This is a genomic window from Streptomyces sp. LZ34, from assembly GCF_053890475.1.
This window is the reverse complement of the sequence record NZ_CM132680.1, coordinates 4888591-4904288: the sequence shown is the minus strand read 5'-3', so window position 1 is coordinate 4904288 and position 15698 is coordinate 4888591. Positions and strand designations below refer to the sequence as shown.

The 15698-nt window shown below is 73.5% G+C and carries 7 protein-coding genes; 4 read left to right on the top strand and 3 right to left on the bottom strand.

Annotated elements, in window-relative coordinates; all coding sequences use genetic code 11:
* The first annotated feature begins 6 nt into the window (after positions 1-6).
* Positions 7-1185, top strand: a complete 1179-nt coding sequence (moeZ, locus tag ACWY4P_RS19255) for an adenylyltransferase/sulfurtransferase MoeZ (RefSeq protein ID WP_456211774.1) — start codon at positions 7-9, stop codon at positions 1183-1185.
* 113 nt (positions 1186-1298) lie between these two features.
* Here the strand turns inward: moeZ and ACWY4P_RS19250 are convergent, their stop codons facing one another.
* The 3 genes from ACWY4P_RS19250 to ACWY4P_RS19240 all read right to left on the bottom strand — a co-directional run bounded on the left by ACWY4P_RS19250 (position 1299) and on the right by ACWY4P_RS19240 (position 7599).
* Complete coding sequence (locus tag ACWY4P_RS19250) at positions 1299-2891, bottom strand: alpha/beta hydrolase (RefSeq protein WP_456211773.1); 1593 nt, start codon at positions 2889-2891, stop codon at positions 1299-1301.
* Between the two features lie 87 nt (positions 2892-2978).
* Complete coding sequence (locus ACWY4P_RS19245) at positions 2979-4520, bottom strand: alpha/beta hydrolase (RefSeq protein WP_456211772.1); 1542 nt, start codon at positions 4518-4520, stop codon at positions 2979-2981.
* Between the two features lie 79 nt (positions 4521-4599).
* A complete protein-coding gene (locus ACWY4P_RS19240) occupies positions 4600-7599 on the bottom strand; it encodes a lysylphosphatidylglycerol synthase transmembrane domain-containing protein (protein ID WP_456211771.1) in 3000 nt (999 codons plus the stop codon).
* 185 nt (positions 7600-7784) lie between these two features.
* On the opposite strand from ACWY4P_RS19240, the gene ACWY4P_RS19235 reads away from it, so the two are divergent.
* The 3 genes from ACWY4P_RS19235 (at position 7785) to ACWY4P_RS19225 (ending at position 15671) form a co-directional block, all read left to right on the top strand.
* Complete coding sequence (locus ACWY4P_RS19235; protein WP_456211770.1) at positions 7785-8240, top strand: MGMT family protein; 456 nt, start codon at positions 7785-7787, stop codon at positions 8238-8240.
* A 156-nt stretch (positions 8241-8396) separates the two neighbouring features.
* Positions 8397-11696, top strand: coding sequence for an ATP-dependent helicase (locus ACWY4P_RS19230; RefSeq protein ID WP_456211769.1), 3300 nt, complete (start codon positions 8397-8399; stop codon positions 11694-11696).
* Positions 11697-11909: 213 nt separating this feature from the next.
* Entirely contained in the window at positions 11910-15671 is a 3762-nt protein-coding gene (locus ACWY4P_RS19225; RefSeq protein WP_456211768.1) for a UvrD-helicase domain-containing protein, read from the top strand.
* The last annotated feature ends 27 nt before the right edge of the window (positions 15672-15698 follow it).

Sequence of the window (15698 nt, the reverse complement as noted above, 5' to 3'; positions counted from 1 at the left end):
GTCCCCGTGTCGCTGCCACCCCTGGTCGAGCCGGCCGCCGAGCTCACCGTCGACGAGGTCCGCAGGTACTCACGCCATCTGATCATCCCTGATGTGGGGATGGACGGGCAGAAGCGGCTGAAGAACGCCAAGGTGCTGTGTGTGGGCGCGGGCGGTCTCGGCTCGCCCGCGCTGATGTACCTCGCCGCGGCCGGTGTCGGCACCCTCGGCATCGTGGAGTTCGACGAGGTAGACGAGTCCAACCTGCAGCGCCAGATCATCCACAGCCAGGCGGACATCGGCCGCTCCAAGGCGGAGTCCGCGCGCGACTCGGTGCTCGGCATCAACCCGTATGTCGACGTTGTGCTGCACGAGGAGCGCCTCGAGGCCGACAACGTGATGGAGATCTTCTCCCAGTACGACCTGATCGTGGACGGCACCGACAACTTCGCCACCCGCTATCTGGTCAACGACGCGTGCGTGCTGCTGAACAAGCCGTACGTATGGGGGTCGATCTACCGCTTCGACGGCCAGGCGTCGGTCTTCTGGTCCGAGCACGGTCCCTGCTACCGCTGCCTGTACCCGGAGCCCCCGCCGCCCGGCATGGTCCCCTCCTGCGCCGAGGGCGGCGTGCTCGGCGTGCTGTGCGCCTCCATCGGCTCGATCCAGGTCACCGAGGCCATCAAGGTGCTCACCGGCACCGGCGAGCCGCTGGTCGGCCGCCTGATGATCTACGACGCCCTGGAGATGACCTACCGTCAGGTCAAGGTCCGCAAGGACCCCGACTGCGCGGTCTGCGGCGAGAACCCCACCGTCACCGAGCTGATCGACTACGAGGCCTTCTGCGGCGTCGTGTCGGAGGAGGCCCAGCAGGCCGCGGCCGGTGCGACGATCACTCCCAAGCAGCTCAAGGAGTGGATCGACGACGGTGAGAACATCGACATCATCGACGTCCGCGAGCCGAACGAGTACGAGATCGTCTCGATCCCCGGCGCCCGGCTGATCCCGAAGAACGAGTTCCTGATGGGCAACGCCCTGCAGGACCTTCCGCAGGACAAGAAGATCGTCTTGCATTGCAAGACGGGTGTCCGATCGGCGGAAGTCCTGGCCGTCCTGAAGTCCGCGGGCTTCTCCGACGCGGTCCATGTGGGCGGCGGCGTCATCGGCTGGGTCAACCAGATCGAGCCCGAGAAGCCCGTCTACTGACCGGCTGCTGGTCGGGCTGCTGGTCGGCTGCTGACCGGCTACTGACCAGCGCGGCACGCACAGGGGCCCCGCACCGTTCCTCGACGGTGCGGGGCCCCTGCGCACGCCTGGCGCTATGAGCAGACCTTGCCGTCCGCCGGCGCCTTCCCGTTCAGCAGGTAGTCGTCCACGACCTTCGTCGTGCACTTGCTGCCGCCGTTGTACGCGCCGTGGCCCTCACCCTTGTAGGTGAGCTCCACCCCGACGCCCTCGCCCAGCCCCTTGGCCATCTTCCGCGCGCCCTCGTAAGGCGTGGCCGGGTCACCGGTGTTGCCCACGACCAGGATCGGCGCCGAGCCCGGGGCGCTGACCTCGGGGTGGTCGGTCTTGCCCGTCACCGGCCAGTCCGAGCACGAGAGCATGCCCCAGGCCAGGAACTCGCCGAAGACCGGGGACGCCTTGCGGTACTCGGGCAGCTTCGCCTTCACATCGGCGACCGTGTAGCGCTGCTTGTCGTCCACACAGTTGATCGCGACGTTGGCGGGCCCCTCGTTGTTGTAGTGGCCGTTCTCGTCACGGCCGGCCAGGGAGTCCGCCATCAGGAGCAGCATATTGCCCTGCTTGGCCTGGAGTGCCTCCGTCAGCCCCACCGTCAGGTAGTGCCAGCTGTCCTTGCTGTACAGTGCCGCGGCGATGCCGCCTACGGCCTGGTCCTGGGTGAGCTTGCGGCCGCTCTCGGTGGGCAGCGGCTGCTTGTCGAGCCTGTCCAGCAGCGAGATGATCGTCTTCTCGGCCTTGGCGGTGTCGGTGCCGAGCGGGCAGGCCAGCCCGTTCTTGGCACAGTCCTTCAAATAGTTCTCCAGGGCGAGCTGGAAACCCTTCGCCTGGCCGAAGTTGCCTCGTTCGGGGTCCTCGGTCGGATCGACCACGGCGTCGAGGACGGCGCGCCCCACGTTCTTGGGGTACAGGTGGGCATAGACGCCGCCCAGTTCGGTGCCGTAGGAGATGCCGAAGTAGTGCAGCTTCTTGTCGCCGAGCACCTCCCGCATCAGGTCCATGTCACGGGCGGCGCTGACGGTGTCCACGTGGGGGAGCACCTTGGCGGAGTTCTTCTCGCACGCGGTGACGAACTTCTTCTGTTCCGCCGTCGCCGCCGCGATCTCGGCGGCGTCGTCCGGCGAGCCGTCCACGGAGTCGGATGCGTCGAGTTCCTTGTCGCTCTGGCACTTCACGCCCGCGCTCTCCCCGACCCCGCGCGGGTCGAAGCTCACCAGGTCGTAGCGGGCGCGCAGCCGCTGGTAGTCCGCGCCGAAGCTGGGGAGGGCGGAGACCCCGGAGCCGCCGGGGCCGCCGAAGTTGAAGATGAGCGAGCCGATCCGCTTGCCCGGGTTGGTGGCCTTGGCGCGGATGAGGGCGAGGTCGATCGTCTCGCCGTCCGGCTTGGCGTAGTCGAGCGGGGCGCGCATGGTCGTGCACTGCCATTCGCTGCCCGGGGCGTTGCCGCTGCCCTGCATGGTGGTGGGCGCCGGGCAGGACTTCCAGCTGAGCTTCTGCCCGGTGAGGGAGGTGGGCAGGCCGGAGGCCGACGGCGCCTCGGACGCCTTGTCCTTGCCGTCCTTGCCCTTCGAGCCGCCGTCGTCGTTGCATCCGGCGACGGCGGTGAGTGCGACCACGACGGCCGCGGAGACCAGTGCCCTGGTCCGTATCGTGCGTATGGAACTCGACATAACCGGTGATCCTACGTACGTGGTACGAGCGGGAAGGTTCGGTTCTCTTCTCGATTCGGTCACAGGTTCCGGAACGGAATCGGGTGCTCAGCCGCAGACCTTGCCGTTCGGCGGCACCTTGCCCCGCAGCAGATAGTCGTTGACCGTACGGCGCACACAGGCGTTGCCGCTGTCGTACGCGCCATGCCCCTCGCCCCGGTACGTCAGCTCCACGCCGACGCCCGGGCCCAGTTCCTCCGCCATCTTCCGGGCGCCCGCGTACGGGGTGGCCGGGTCGCCGGTGTTGCCGACGACCAGGATCGGCGCGGCGCCCGGGGCGCTGACGTCCGGGGTGCGCCAGGCGCCGTGCACCGGCCAGTCGGTGCACTGGGTGAGGCTCCAGGCCAGGAAGTCGCCGAAGACCGGGGACGCCTTGCGGAACTCGGGCAGCTTCGCCTCGACGTCGTGGACCGTGTAGCGCTGCTTGAAGTCGGCGCAGGTGATGGCGGCGAGGGAGGACTGGAGCGTGCTGTAGCGGCCGTCCGGATCGCGGCCGTTCATGGCGTCGCCGAGGGCCAGGAGAATTTTGCCGTCGTCCTTTTGGGCGTCCGCGATGCCCTGGGTGAGGTACTGCCAGAAGTCCCGCGAGTACAGGGACTGCGCGATGCCCCCGTCGGCCAGGGACTCGGTCAGCTCACGGTTGCCGATGCCGGGCACCGGGTGCCGGTCGAGCCGCTTCAGCAGCGCGCGGATCTCCGTCTGTGTGGGGCAGCTGTAGCCGTTGCCGCTGCGGCACGCCTTCATGTAGTCGTTCAGCGCCAGCTGAAAGCCCTTCGCCTGGCCGAGGGAGCCCTGCGCGGGGTCCTGCGCCGGGTCGACGACGCCGTCGAAGAGCGCGCGCCCCACCTTCTTGGGGTACAGGTGGGCGTAGACGCCACCCAGTTCGGTGCCGTAGGAGACGCCGAAGTAGTACAGCTTGTCGTCGCCGAGGACGCGGCGCATGAGATCCATGTCACGGGCGGCGTTGGTGGTGCCGACATACGGAAGCACTTTTCCGGAGTTCTTCTCACAGGCGGCGGCGTACCGCTTGACGCGGCCTACAAGGGACTTCACTTCCGAGGAGTCGTCCGGGGTCGAGTCGGCCGCGTAGTAGGCGTCGAGCTGCTTGTCGCCCAGGCATCTCACCCCGCTGCTGCGGCCGACCCCGCGCGGATCGAAGCTGACCAGGTCGTAGCGGGTGCGCAGCTCCTTGTAGCCGCTCGCGAGGGCGGGCAGGGTCGCGACGCCGGAGCCGCCGGGGCCGCCGAAGTTGAAGACGAGTGAGCCGATGCGGTGGCGTCGGTCGGTGGCCTTGGCGCGGATCATGGCGATGCCGATGGTTTCCCCGCGCGGCTTGCGGTAGTCCAGCGGGACGTGGAGCGTCGCGCACTCCCACTGCTTGCCGGGGGGCTTGGTCGCCCCGTCCTCGCTGTCGTCGGGGGCGGGGCAGGTGGACCACTTCAGCTTCTGGTGAGCCGAGGTGTCCGGCCGCCCGCCACCGCTCCCGCCGCAGCCCACGGCGGCGGCCAGCAGCAGGGCGACGGCGGCCGACGCACCGGCGCGTACGGGTCTGGACACGGCGGCTCTCCGGGAGTGGGGGCGTGGTGCCATCCTGGGGCGTGCGCGGCCCCGGCGCGCGCGGTGCGGGCGTACGGGTGAGGTGCGTGCGGGGTGAGGCGTTCTCCAGCTTCTACAGGGCCCCTTTGCGGGTGAGGTGGGTGAAGGCCAGCCAACCCGGCAGCACCGGCAGCCAGAAGACCATCAGCCGGAAGAGGAGCACCGCGGGCGCGGCCGTCTCGTACGGCAGCCCGGACAGCGTCAGACCTGCGATCAGGGCCGCCTCGACGGCCCCCACGCCGCCCGGAGTGGGCGCCGCCGACCCCAGGGCGTTGCCCGCGAGGAAGACCACCGCGATGCTCGCGTAGCTCATGTCGCCGCCGAACGCCCGGATCGAGGAGTCGAGGCACAGCACGTTGGCCGCCGTCAGCAGCAGCATCCCGCCGATGCCGGCGAGCAGCTTCTTGGGCCGTTGCAGCACGTCCAGCATGCGCGGGACGACGCCCGCGAACAGGGACCGCAGACGTGTGGACACAAACTTCCGCAGCACGGGGATCGCGGCCACCACGAGCGCGAGCACCGCGGCCGTCAGCAGCCCGGCGATCACCGTGCGGGACGGCGAGAGGGTCGGGGTGCGCTCGGTCCCGGTGATGTAGCCGAAGGTCAGCAGCAGCAGGATGTGGCTCGCGAGGCCGAACAGCTGGGACGCGCCGACGCTGGCCACCGCCAGCCCGGGCCGCACCCCCTGGCGCTGAAGGAAGCGGGTGTTGAGCGCGACCCCGCCGACCGCGGCGGGGGCCACCAGCTTCACGAACGACGCGGCGATCTGCGCCAGCACGGTGCGCCCGAACGGCACCTTCTCCGGCACGAAGCCGAGCAGGCTCAGCGCCGCCGCGACGTAGGTCAGCGCGGAGAAGACGAGCGCGGCCAGCACCCAGATCCAGTTGGCCTCGCCGACCACCGTGCCCAGCTTGATGTGGGTGAACTGGGACAGCAGGAAGTACGCGGCGAATGCGCCCGCGCAGAAGCTGACCAGCGTGCGCGGCTTGATGCGCTCCAGCCGCACCGGCTCTATCGGCGCCTGCGGCCTGATCAGCAGCACCTGCTGGCGGATCTGGGAGAGCAGGTCCTCCTCCCGGGCCCCCTCCAGGGCCTCGTCGAGCGCCCGCTTCTCCGCCTGCTTCTCGGCCTTGAGCACCTTGCGGTCGACCGCCGCCGCGGCCGTGGCCGGCCGGAGCCTGGCCTTCTCCGCGGTCTCGTCCGCCGCCTCGGCGGGGACGGCGGCCCCGGCCGCCTCGGCCTGTTCCGCCGCCTCCCGGGCTTCCTCGGCCTCTCTGGCCTCCGTGGCCTCCCGGGCTTCCTTGGCGGCGCGCGAGGCCTCGAGGACGGCTTCCCGCTGCCGCTGCGCGCGCTCGCGCGCCAGATGGCGCAGCGTCGCGCGGGTGGGGCGGTTGAGGGCGAGGGGTTGCAGCAGCGGAAGGCTGTCGGCGACCGCGTCCGGGCCGAGGACCTCGACCGCGGCGGCGACGGACCGCTCCGCGCCGACCCGCAGGCCGAGCGTGGTGAGCAGCTGCGCGACGTCCATCCGCAGCACCACGTCGCCGGCCGCGATCTCGCCGCCGCGCAGATCGGTCAGCACGACCTTGCCGGAGCGGTCCACCAGCAGCGCGTCGCCGTCCAGCCGGCGGTGGGCGATGCGGCGGGACTGGAGCGCCTGGACCTGGCGCCAGGCCCCGGCCAGCAGCTCGTCGGTGATCGCCTCGTCGGGCAGCGTGTTGAGCGGGCGGCCGCCGAGGTGCTCATAGACCAGCATCACGGCGTCCGGGCCGAGCTCGGAGGTGGCGATCAGCTTTGGCGCGTTGGCGCCGGCCGCGATGGCCGCGTACGCCAGCAGCGCCTCCTGTTCGAGGGCCTGGCGCAGCGACAGGAGGCTGCGCGGCGGGGTGATGGTGCGCAGCGTCAGCCGCTGCCAGACGCGGTAGAAGAAGCCCTGGGCCTGCTGTTCGCGGTCCACGACGGTGACGTCCAGGGGCGGGCCGTCCTCGAGGGTGACCAGATAGCGGCGGCCCCGATCCGCGTGGCCGGTCTGGCTGGTCTGGCCCGTCTGGCCGGTCTGGTCCCCGTGGTCGCTGTCCGCGGAGTCGGAGTCGTCGTATCGCAGCGCGCTGACCGGCGCGAAGCCGACGCGGCGCAGCCCGGCGAGCAGGTGCTGGCCGGTGGGCCGCACGTTCGGCGAGCCGACGGCGTACAGCGTGCCGTAGGCCACGGTCCAGCCGATCAGCACGGTGATGATGATCGAGAACGGTGTGGTGTAGCCGCCCACCAGCACCGCGAAGGCGTCGAGCAGCAGCACGAACCACATGGCCACCCGCCAGCGTGGGCGGCGGGCCATGCCGACGGCCGTCATATAGGCGATCACGGGTGCCAGATAGCCGTGTACGGGGTCGCTGAAGGTGCCGCCGGGCGCCGGCTGGGTGAGCGCCTCCCGGATCGATTCGGGGGCGCCGCGGGCCACCCACAGGTCGGTGGCCAGGGACACGCCGTGGGCGAGGACCGCGGCCAGCACGCCGTCGGCGATCCGCAGCCCGTCGCGTTTGATCAGCCGCTCGATGGCGAACGCCATCGGGAGCACGAGCACGGCGACGCTGGCCGCCAGGCCCGCGAAGTCGATCAGCAGCGTCGGCGCCTGGTCGGCGCCGTGGCCGATGTCCTTCTCCAGGCCGGCGGTGGTGCCGTGCGCGAAGGCCGCGATGGCCAGCACGGTGGCGATGCCCAGGATGCCGAGCAGCAGCCGCAGCAGGTCGAAGGGGCGGTGGACGCGGGCGGGGAGCAGCGGCTCGTCGCCGGACACTCGGTCGACGTGCGGGTGGGGGTTGTCGCAGTCGGGAGCTTCGGGAGCTTCGGCGGCCTTGGGGATCCCGGGGGTCTGGTCGTGAGCCTCAAGGACCTCACGAGCTTCAGGGCTTTCAGGAGCTTCAGGGGCGGACGGGTCCTGGTTTTCGGAGCGGGGCGACTGCTCCCTCTTCGACGGCTCGCGCTTTTGGGCACCGGGCAGCGCCTTGGGGGCGCGGGCCTCCCCTTCCGGAGGCTGCGCACCCTGCTGCTCGGCCGTCTCTTCTTGATCTCGTATCACCAGTCACCGCCCGGAAGATGGTGGCATGCCCGGGCTGAGGAGATGGGCATCAGGGTGCATTTCGGGGGCGTGGAACTCGGATCGTACGTCGCGTATGCGATCCGTGCACCCTCGGTGAGCGGATAGGGGGAGGGCCCTGTGGAGCGTCGGCGGGGCTGTCGGTGGGGTGCGGCAGGATGTGCCGGATGAGCCGGATTCCCGATCAGAGCGGTGGGCGCGCCGAGGTCGACGCCGCGCAGGATCTCGCGGGGGCCGCGCACCAGCTGCCCGAGTACGCGGAGCGAGTACTGGAGGTCGCCGAGCTGATTCCACCCGGCCGGGTGATGACGTACGGCGATGTTGCCGAATGGCTGGGCGAGGGCGGCCCGCGGCAGGTGGGCCGCGTCATGGCGCTCTACGGGGGCGCCGTGCCCTGGTGGCGCGTGGTGCGCGCGGACGGCGTGCTGCTGTCCGGCCATGAGCTGCGGGCGCTGGACCACTACCGGGAGGAGGGCACGCCGCTGCGCGAGGCGGCGCACTCGGCCGAGGGCCACCTGCCGCGGCTCGACATGGCCCGGGCCCGCTGGGACGGGGACGGTGGAGCCGACGGGGCCGGTGGGGCCGGTGGGGCCGGTGGGGCCGGCGGGGCCGGTGCCGACTGACGACGGGCGGCACGCCCGCCGGTTCCCCGGCCGGCCGGACCCATGCCGAAGCGCCGCGGCGCGCCCGCGGCCGTATCCACAGCCATTCGGGTGACGCCCCGCGTCACATGAGAGGCTGTGCCGCACCCAGCACACCCACCAGGACCGGCGATCCACGTGAGCTCCTCCTCCTCGTCCCTTCCGCGCCAGCGGCAGGCTCGACAGCCGTCCTCGCGGCAGCCGTCCCCGGGTCCGTACCGGCTGGTCCGCACCCGGCCGGACCCGGTGGCTCCTCCTGCCCTGGACGCACGGCAGCGTGCCGTGGTTGACCACCCGGGCGGGCCGCTGCTGGTGCTCGCGGGCCCGGGCACGGGCAAGACGACGACGCTCGTGGAGGCGGTGACCGAGCGGGTGCGGGGCGGTGCGGACCCCGAGCGGATCCTCGTGCTGACCTTCAGCCGCAAGGCGGCGGTCGAGCTGCGCGATCGGATGGCGGCCCGCCTGGGGGGCGCCCGCGGCCCGCAGGCCACGACCTTCCACTCCTTCTGTTATGCCCTGGTCCGCGCACACCAGGACATGGACATTTTCGCCGATCCGCTGCGCTTGCTGTCGGGCCCCGAGCAGGACGTCGTCGTCCGTGACCTGCTCGCCGGACAGGCGGAGCTGGAGCGCGAGGGGCGCGCCGCGGTCCGCTGGCCGGACGAGCTGCGCGCCTGCCTGACCACCCGCGGCTTCGCCGACGAGGTCCGCGCGGTGCTCGCGCGCAGCCGGGAGCTGGGGCTCGACCCCCGCGCGCTGGGGGCCTTCGCGGCGCGGCAGGGCCGGCCGGACTGGCGCGCGGCGGCGGCCTTCCTCGCCGAGTACCTGGATGTGCTGGACGCGCAAGGGGTGCTGGACTACGCGGAGCTGGTGCACCGGGCCGTACTGCTGGCCGAGCGGCCGGGCGCGGCGGCGGATCTGGCCGCGCGCTACGACGCCGTCTTCGTCGACGAGTACCAGGACACGGACGTGGCCCAGCTGCGGCTGCTGCGCGCGCTGGCGGGCGGCGGCAGGACGCTGGTCGCCTTCGGCGACCCGGACCAGTCGATCTACGCCTTCCGCGGCGCCGACGTGGGCGGCATCCTCGAATTCCCGCACAGCTTCCCGCGGCGCGACGGCCGACCGGCGCCCGTCGAGGTCCTCACCACCTCCCGCCGCTCCGGCGCCGCGCTCCTCGCGGCCACCCGCCTGATCACCCGCCGGATGCCGGTCACCCGCCTCCCGGCGGACGCGGTGCGCGCCCACCGGGAGCTGTCGGCCGCCCGCGCGGGCGGGCGCGTCGAGGCGTACACCTACCCGACCGCGGGCTCCGAGCTCGACAACATCGCCGACATCCTGCGCCGCGCCCACCTGGAGGACGGGGTTCCGTGGCGTGAGATGGCCGTGCTGGTGCGCGCGGGAGGCCGCTCGCTCCCCGGCGTGCGCCGCGCGCTGACCTCGGCGGGCGTGCCCGTGGAGGTCGACGGCGACGACATCCCGCTGCGCCATGAGCCCGCGGTGGCCCCCCTCCTGACCGCCCTGCGCGCCGCCGCGACGGCGGCCCTGAGGGAGCCCGCCGCGCTCGACGTCGAGACCGCGCTCACCCTGCTCGCCTCGCCCCTCGGGGGCATGGACGCCGCCGATCTGCGGCGGCTGGGCCGGGCGCTGCGGGAGGAGGAGCGGGCGGCGGGGCGGGCCGTGCCGCGCCCCTCCGACGTCCTGCTCGCCGAAGCGCTCGCCGAGCCCGAGCGGCTGGTCGCGCACGACCCGGCGTACGCGCGCGGCGCGCAGCGGCTCGGCCTGCTGCTGCGCAAGGCGCGCGTACTGCTCGCGGGCGGCGGCACCGCGGAGCGGGCGCTGTGGGAGCTGTGGGACGGCACGTCCTGGCCGCAGCGGCTGGAGCGGGCCGCCCAGCGCGGCGGGGCCGCCGGGCGCAACGCGGACCGCGACCTGGACGCGGTGTGCGCCCTGTTCGAGACCGCCGCGCGCGCGGAGGAGCGCGTCGGCGGCCGCGGCGCGCTCAACTTCCTCGACGAGATCGACGCGCAGGACATCGCGGCCGACATCCTCTCGCGCCGCGTGGTCCGCCCCGACGCCGTACGGCTGATGACCGCGCACCGCTCCAAGGGGCTGGAGTGGCGGCTCGTCGTGGTGGCGGGGGTGCAGGAGGGGCTGTGGCCCGATCTGCGGCGCCGTGGCTCGCTGCTGGAGGCGGACCGGATCGGCCGGGACGGGCTGGCCGAGCCGCTGTCCCCGGGGGCGCTGCTGGGCGAGGAGCGGCGGCTGTTCTACGTCGCGGCGACGCGGGCCGAGGAGCGGCTGGTGGTCACCGCCGTCAAGGCCGCGGCGGACGACGGGGACCAGCCCTCCCGCTTCCTGGCCGAGCTGGGCGTCGAGCCGGTGGACGTCACCCAGCGCCCGCGCCGTCCGCTGTCGGTCGCGGCGCTGGTCGCCGAGTTGCGCGCCACCACCGTCGACCCGGCGGCCTCCGACACCCTGCGGGACGCGGCCGCGCGCCGCCTGGCGCGGCTCGCGGCGCTGCGCGACGACGACGGCCAGCCGCTCGTCCCGGCGGCGCACCCCTACCGCTGGTGGGGCCTGTACGAGCCGACGCACAGCGCGGTCCCGCTGCGCGACCGCGACCGCCCCGTGGCGCTCTCCGGAAGCGCGCTCGACCAGCTCGTCAACACCTGCTCGCTGCAGTGGTTCCTGGGGCGGGAGGTGAAGGCCGACACGCCGTCGACGGCCGCCCAGGGCTTCGGCAACGTCGTCCACGTCCTGGCCGACGAGGTGGCCTCCGGCCGCACCCCGGCCGACCTCGCGGCCCTCATGGAGCGGCTGGACTCCGTATGGGACGCCCTGGCCTTCGACGCGCCCTGGAAGTCGCGGCAGGAGAAGGAGCACGCGCGGGCGGCGCTCGAACGCTTTCTGCGCTGGCATGTGATGGAGCGCGGCGGCCGCGCCCCGGTGGCCACCGAGCACGAATTCGACGTCACCTTGGAGGCGGACGCCTACCTGGTGCGGATCCGCGGCAGCATGGACCGGGTCGAGGCGGACGGGGAAGGCCGCGCCTATGTGGTCGACTTCAAGACCGGCAAGCAGGCGGTGACCCGGGACGCCGTAGCCCACCACCCCCAGCTGGCCGTGTACCAGCTCGCGGTGCGCGAGGGCGCGGTGGACGGCCTCTTCGCGGACGGCCACGCCGAGCCGGGCGGCGCCGAGCTCGTACAGCTGCGCCAGGGCGCCGCCGGCAAGGACGGCGGGGACGCCGTCCCCAAGGTGCAGGCGCAGGAGCCGCTACGGCCGCTCCAGGGAGAGTGGGTGGGTGAGCTGTTGGCCACGGCGGCCGGGCGCGTCCTCGACGAGCGCTTCTCCCCGAGCGCGGGCGAGCACTGCAACCGGTGCTCGTTCCGCGGGGCGTGCAGCGCGCGGGCGGAGGGGCGGCAGGTCGTGGAGTGAGCGATGTGGTGTTCGCGGTAGATGTGGCGTTTGCGGCAGATGTGGCGTGCGCGACACCGGCGCTGATCGGTCCTGGCCTGTGGCGTCCGGTATGGACCGGCTCTGACCTCGGCTCTGACCTCGGTGTTGACCTCGGCTCTGACCTCGGTGTTGACCTCGGCTCTGACCTCGGTGTTGACGCCGGTGTCAGCGGGCCCCGATAGCCTCACTGGAATGTCCGCCCGCATCACCGACCCCGAGCAGCTCAAGGAGCTCCTCGGCATCCCGTTCACCCCGGAGCAGATCGCGTGCATCACCGCGCCGCCCACCCCGCAGGTGATCGTGGCCGGAGCGGGCTCGGGCAAGACCACGGTGATGGCGGCGCGGGTGGTGTGGCTGGTGGGCACCGGCCAGGTCGCCCCCGAGCAGGTGCTCGGCCTCACCTTCACCAACAAGGCGGCCGGGGAGCTGTCCGAGCGGGTGCGGAAGGCGCTGGTCAAGGCGGGGGTGACGGACCCTGACCCGGCCCCTGCGCCGCAGGGGGCCGCGCAGACCGCCGAGACCGCCGCGGGCGAGCCGCACATCTCCACGTACCACGCCTTCGCCGGGCAGCTGCTCAAGGAGCACGGCCTGCGCATCGGCCTTGAGCCGGGCGCCCGGCTGCTCGCCGACGCCACCCGCTTCCAGCTCGCCGCGCGCGTCCTGCGCACCGCCCCCGGGCCGTTCCCGGCGCTCACCCGCCCCTTCGCCGACCTGGTCACGGATCTGCTCGCGCTCGACGCCGAGCTGGCCGAGCACCTGGTCCCCGCCGAGCGGCTGCGCGCGCACGACAGCGAGCTGCTGCACACCCTCGACGGGGTGAAGCTGACCAACGCCGAGCTGCGCAAGGTGCCCGAGGCCGCCCGCGCCCGCCTCGAACTCCTGCGCCTCGTCGAGGCGTACCGCGCGGACAAGCGAGGCCGCGATCTGCTCGACTTCGGCGACCAGATCGCGCTCTCCGCCACCCTGGCCCGCACCCGGCCGGAGGCGGGCCGGATTCTGCGCGAGCAGTTCGCGGTGGTCCTCCTGGACGAGTACCAGGACACCTCGGTCGCCCAGCGCCTGCTGCTCTCCGGCCTCTTCGGTGGCGGCACGGGCCATGCCGTCACCGCCGTCGGCGACCCCTGCCAGGCCATCTACGGCTGGCGCGGCGCGTCCGTGGCCAACCTCGACGACTTCCCCGAGCACTTCCCGCACGCCGACGGCAGCCCGGCGCGCCGCTTCGCGCTCAGCGAGAACCGGCGCAGCGGCGGCCGCCTCCTGGACCTCGCCAACGGGCTCGCCGCGCCCCTGCGCGCCATGCACGAGGGCGTCGAGGCGCTGCGCCCCGCCCCGGGGGCGGAGCGGGACGGTGTGGTGCGCTGCGCGCTGCTGCCCACCCACGCCGAGGAGCTGGCCTGGCTCGCCGACTCCATCGCCCACCTGGTGCGCACGGGCACCCCGCCCGGCGAGATCGCGGTGCTGTGCCGTACGGCCGGTGACTTCGCCCGGATCCAGGGCGTCCTGGTGGAGCGGGAGGTCCCGGTGGAGGTCGTCGGCCTCTCCGGGCTGCTGCACCTCCCGGAGGTCGCCGACCTGGTGGCCGTCTGCGAGGTGCTGCAGGACCCGGGCGCCAACGCCGCCCTGGTGCGCCTGCTGACCGGCCCGCGCTGGCGGATCGGCCCCCGCGACCTGGCGCTGCTCGGCCGCCGTGCCCGCGCCCTCGTGCGGTACGGGACGGCGGGGCCGGCGGCGGGTGCGGACGGAGACGAGGACGCCGACCGCCGCCTCGCCGAGGCCGTCGAGGGCGTCGACCCCGCCGAGGTCGTCTCGCTCGCCGACGCCCTGGACACCTTCCTCACCCCGGACGGCCCGGACGACGGGCTGCCGTTCTCGGCCGAGGCCCGGGTCCGCTTCGCCCGCCTCGCCGCCGAACTGCGCGAGCTGCGCCGTTCGCTGGCCGACCCGCTCATGGACGTGCTCCACCGGGTGCTGGCCGCCACCGGCCTGGAGGTCGAGCTGTCCGCCTCGCCCCAGGCCCTGGCCGCCCGCCGCCGGGAGACGCTGGGCAACTTCCTCGACGTCGCCGCGGGCTTCGCGGCCCTGGACGGCGAGGCCACGCTGCTGGCGTTCCTCGGCTTCCTGCGCACGGCCGCGCAGTACGAGAAGGGGCTCGACAACTCCCTCCCCGGCGGGGAGAACACGGTCAAGGTGCTCACCGCGCACAAGTCCAAGGGGCTGGAGTGGGACGTGGTGGCGGTGCCCGGGCTGGTCGACAAGCAGTTCCCCAGCGGCCAGGCCCGCGAGTCCTGGACGGCGAACGCACGGGTCCTGCCGCACGCGCTGCGCGGCGACGCGGAGACGCTCCCGGAGGTCGCCGTCTGGAACGCCAAGGGGCTGACCGCCTTCAAGGAGTCCATGAAGGCGCACCAGAGGACCGAGGAACTGCGGCTCGGCTATGTGACCTTCACCCGCCCCCGCTCCCTGCTGCTCGGCTCCGGGCACTGGTGGGGACCCACGCAGAAGAAGCCACGCGGTCCTTCGGCCTTTCTGGAGGCCCTGCGCGAGCACTGTGAGGCGGGCCACGGAGAGGTCGAGGCGTGGGCGCCGCCCCCGGACGAGGACGAGGACAACCCGGCCCTCAAGGCCGCCGCCGCCGACCGCGCCTGGCCGCTGCCCCTCGACCCGGAGGCCCTGGCCCGCCGCCGCCACGCCGCGGACGTGGTCCTCGCCCACCTGGACCGCCTCGAGGCGGCGCGCAGCGAGGCACTCGCGCCCGCCACGCCTCCCGCACCCGACGCCGCGCGCCCGCGCGGCGGCCCCGCCGCGCACGACGAGGGCCCCCCGTCGGCGGACCGGACGCCCGAAGTCAGGGTCGGCGCCGGAGACGACCCGGCCTGGCCCGAGCCGCCCGACGAGGCATACGCCGACCCGTACGCCGAGGAGACGTGCCCCGAGGATCCGTACGCCGAGGACCCGTACGAGGCCCCCGAACCCGCCCCCCCGGGTCCGGATCCGGACCCCCGCGCGGCGGAGCCGCCCATCGATGCTGCCGCTGCCGGGCCGGGCCGGGGCGGGGGAGAAGTCCGCCCCGACGACGACCTCTGGGCAGACTGGCCCGCCGAAACCGGCCCACACCCGGCCCCGGAGGACACCTCAGAGGAGGAGGCCACCGCGGCGCCCCGCGGCGGGCTGCCGCCCGAGGAGGCGCGGCTGGTCGCCTCCTGGGACCGGGACCTGGACGCGCTCGCGGGCGAGCTGCGGCGCGCCCGCGCCACCGTGCGGGACGTGCCGATGCCGTACACGCTCAGCGCCTCGCAGCTGCTGCGCCTCGCCGCCGACCCCGACGGCTTCGCGCGGGAGCTGGCCCGCCCCATGCCGCACCCGCCGCGCCCCGCCGCGCGCCGCGGCACCCGCTTCCACGCGTGGGTGGAGTCGCGCTTCGAGGCGCTGCCGCTCCCGTTGCTCGGCCCGGACGAGCTGCCGGGCGGCGAGGACGACGAGCCGGAGATCGCGGACGAGCGGGATCTCGCCGAGCTCAAGGAGGCGTTCGCGCGCACCCCGTACGCGCATCGCACCCCCTACCGCGTCGAGGCGCCGTTCCAGCTGGCGCTGGCGGGCCGGACGATCCGGGGCCGGATCGACGCGGTGTACCGGGAGCCGCGGGCCGCGGGGGCCGGGCCGGGGGTGCGGTACGAGATCGTCGACTGGAAGACCGGCCGGTCGCAGGACGCCGACCCGCTCCAGCTGGCGGTGTACCGGCTGGCTTGGGCGGAACAGCAGGGCCTGCCCCTGTCGGCGGTTTCCGCGGCGTTCTTCTATGTGCGCAGCGGCGAGATCGTCCGCCCGGCCGCCCTGCCGGGCCGGCCGGAGCTGGAGCGCATCCTGCTCGGCGAGCCACAGGAGGAGCACGAGCCCACCCGGCCCCACGAGCCCCACGACGAGCCCCACGACGAACACGTGACGGAGAACACATAGCGGCTGCGGCCGCGCGCGGACCCCGGC